4 protein-coding genes are annotated in these 3,214 nt (G+C 59.4%); all 4 read left to right on the top strand.

Features of this window, described 5'->3' with window-relative positions; all coding sequences use genetic code 11:
- The first annotated feature begins 1 nt into the window (after position 1).
- Positions 2–739 (top strand): exodeoxyribonuclease III, encoded by a 738-nt coding sequence (gene xth, locus AC2VNK_RS02315; protein WP_486882664.1) that lies wholly within the window; start codon positions 2–4, stop codon positions 737–739.
- Positions 736–1,749 (top strand): ferrochelatase, encoded by a 1,014-nt coding sequence (gene hemH / locus AC2VNK_RS02310; RefSeq protein ID WP_291523789.1) that lies wholly within the window; start codon positions 736–738, stop codon positions 1,747–1,749. Before xth ends, hemH begins: the two co-directional genes overlap by 4 nt.
- A gap of 62 nt (positions 1,750–1,811) precedes the next feature.
- Positions 1,812–2,300: an FKBP-type peptidyl-prolyl cis-trans isomerase gene (locus AC2VNK_RS02305; RefSeq protein ID WP_291523791.1), complete on the top strand. Its 489-nt coding sequence runs from the start codon at positions 1,812–1,814 to the stop codon at positions 2,298–2,300.
- 67 nt (positions 2,301–2,367) lie between these two features.
- Positions 2,368–3,214, top strand: an 847-nt coding sequence (locus tag AC2VNK_RS02300) for an anhydro-N-acetylmuramic acid kinase (RefSeq protein ID WP_486882663.1), incomplete at its 3' end; no start/stop codon positions are given.

Here is a 3,214-nt window from a genome sequence, read left to right as displayed (position 1 = left end):
GGTGCGCCTCCCGCAAGTGCTGGAATGGCTGGGTAGCGAGCAGCCCGATGTCCTTTGTCTGCAGGAGACCAAACTGGTCGACGCGCGTTTCCCGGTGGCCGAACTGGCGGACGCAGGCTATCAGGCGCTCTATCACGGTCAGCCGACTTATAACGGTGTTGCCATATTGAGCCGGACAGCGCCCGACGACGCCCGCTGTGACTGGCCAGACGGTGGTGACGGACAGGCACGACTGTGCGCCGCCAGCTTCGGTGACTTACGCGTCATCAATGTTTATGTGCCCAACGGTCAGGCCTTGGACAGTGACAAGTATCCCTACAAATTACAATGGCTGGGGCGTCTGCGTGCGCTGATTGCCGAGGAGTTGCAGCGCTGGCCGCAACTGCTGCTGGTAGGGGATTTCAATGTTGCCCCTGACGCCCGTGATGTTTACGACGCTACGGTTTGGGGGGATGGCATACTCTGCTCAGTTCCAGAACGGGCGGCGCTGGGTGCTCTGTTGAGCCTCGGACTGCATGACAGTTACCGTAGCCTGCACCCGGACGCGCAGGCGTGGAGCTGGTGGGATTACCGCGCGGCAGCATTCCGGCGCAATCAGGGGCTGCGCATCGACCTGATCCTGGCCTCGAGTCCACTGCTTGCGCGCACTCAGGATGTCGTCATCGACCGCGCCGCGCGGGCGGCAGAGCGTCCGTCAGATCACGCGCCTGTCTGCATCACGCTGGAGAACGAGGCATGATTGGTATTCTGGTCGTCAATCTCGGCACCCCCGATGCGCCCACCGCCCCGGCAGTGCGCCGCTACCTGCGCGAGTTTCTCAGTGATACCCGGGTAGTAGAACTTCCGCGGATCCTCTGGTGGCCCATCCTGAATGGGCCTATTCTGCTGTTTCGCCCCGCCCGCTCGGCGCGCAATTATGCGAGCATCTGGCTTCCCGATGGATCACCCCTAATGGTCTATAGCCAGCGTCAATGCGACGCACTACAGGCCCGGTGGGATCAGCAGTTTCCCGGTCAGGTCCGGGTGGAACTAGCTATGCGCTACGGCAACCCGTCAGTTGCGAAAGGCATGACCGCTTTGCGCGCCGCCGGCTGCAGCAAAATACTGGTGGTGCCACTTTATCCGCAATATGCGGCAGCCACCACCGCCTCCATTTTTGATGCGGTGGCCAAAGAATTGCGGAAATGGCGCGAAGTTCCGGAAATTCGCATGATTCGGGACTGGTACCAGCACCCCGCCTATATTCGTGCCCTGGCGGATAGTATCCGCGCCTGGTGGCAGGAGCACGGGCAGGCAGAGCGATTGCTGATTTCTTTTCACGGCTTGCCGGAGATTTGCATTGAGAAGGGCGACCCCTATCGTGCTCAGTGCGAAAAGACCACCGCATTGCTGGTAAAGGAGCTCGGTTTGCCTGATGATCAGTGGGTGCAAACTTTTCAAAGCCGCTTCGGCGCCGCCCAATGGCTGAAGCCCCATACCGACGAGACGCTCGTCGAGTTGGCGCGTTCCGGAGTGTCCCGCATAGATACCGTCTGCCCTGGGTTCACTGCGGATTGCGTGGAAACACTACAGGAAATCGCCATGGAAGGTAAAGAAACTTTCCTCCATGCGGGTGGCCAGGAACTGCGTTATATCCCTGCGCTTAATGACAACTCCCGCTGGATAGCAGCGTTCAGCCAGATTCTTGAGCCCCATTGGCGTTTTTGGGAGAATTCGGAAAATTTTGCCGTTTCTGCACAGTCAGGCTAAAATCGGCTCGATACTGCTATGGCAGCCTCTTCCCCTGGCCCTTTACCTACAGGACTCGCACCATGATGATCAGCAAAGACAAAGTCGTCACTATCGACTATTCCCTCACAGATGAAGAGGGGGAGCTGATTGACAGCTCCGTGGGTGAAGAGCCCCTCGTCTATCTCCATGGGCACCATGGCATCATCCCCGGCCTGGAGCAGGCTCTGGCAGGGCGTCGTGTTGGCGATAAACTAGAGGTCTCCATCCCTCCCGAGGAAGGCTATGGCGATTGGGACGAAGATCTGGTGGAGGTGGTGGGTGTTGAGGATTTTGACGATCCGGAAGAACTGGAGATCGGCACCCAGTTTGAGACTATGACCGAAGAAGGCACGCGTCTTGCTACCGTAATCGATATCGAAGGCGATGAAATTACCGTCGACCTCAATCACCCGCTGGCCGGGATGACCCTGAACTTCGATGTGACGGTGCTGGAAGTCCGGGATGCCACTGCCGAGGAGTTGGCCCATGGTCATGTCCATGGACATGGAGCACATGACGAGGACCATTGATGCGTCGGTGCTGCACCAGTTGACGCGTTTTCTGACCAAGTAAGTCGCCTTGCGTGGTCTGGGTTTAATGTCTGGAACCAGCGCCGACGGTGTGGATGCCGCGGTGCTGGATTTTGATGTCGCGGGTTGTGCGGGTTACCGAGGTGTCTTCAGGTGCTCTTTTGATCCGTTGTTGCGCGCAGAGGTGCTGGCTGCCAACGGGCCATTGAGTGTTGAGGCTGTGGCGCAACTCGACCGGCGTCTGGGCGCCTGTTATGCCCAATTGGCGAGTGCTGCCATCGCCCATCTCGGTCCGGTAGACTTTATCGCCTTGCACGGGCAGACCATTCGTCATCAACCGCGGGGCGCGCCCGGCTTTACGCTGCAAATTGGTGCCGCAGCAGATATTGCGGTGGCCACCGGTCTGACCGTGATCCACGATTTCCGGCGTGCCGATGTGGCGGCCGGGGGGGAGGGTGCGCCGCTGGTCCCGCCCTTCCATCAACACTGCTTTCAGGGTAAACAACCCCGTTTGGTACTTAATCTCGGTGGTATGGCCAACGTGACCTGGTTACCGGGCATGGATGACCCCCGTCCACTCCTGGCCTTCGACTGCGGGCCGGGCAATGTGCTTATTGATGCGGCCATACATTTGTGCGGTGATGGGCAATTGACCTGTGATGTGGATGGCCGAATGGCGGCTGACGGACTTTGCGATGCTGTACAGTTAGGGGCATGGCTGGCGCACCCGTTTTTCCGGCAGCCACCCCCCAAAAGCACCGGGCGGGAAGTTTTCGGGTTGCCCCTGGTGACACAATGGTGGTCGTCCTGGCAGGGTTCCGCGGCGGATTTTCTGGCGACACTGACGGCATTGACCGCGGTTTCCGTGGCCCAGGCGATAAGGACCTGGACACCGGGCGCCACAGAAATGCTGG

The organism is Acidithiobacillus sp. TH-A35, assembly GCF_057473505.1.
Note: the sequence above shows the minus strand (reverse complement) of the source record. Positions and strands in the feature narration are given on the sequence as shown.

Bases quoted from the DNA above. Each gene is read 5' to 3' on its own strand.
- AC2VNK_RS02305 (WP_291523791.1), top strand. From the start codon at position 1,812: ATGATGATCAGCAAAGACAAAGTCGTCACTATCGACTATTCCCTCACA.
- hemH (WP_291523789.1), top strand. From the start codon at position 736: ATGATTGGTATTCTGGTCGTCAATCTCGGCACCCCCGATGCGCCCACC.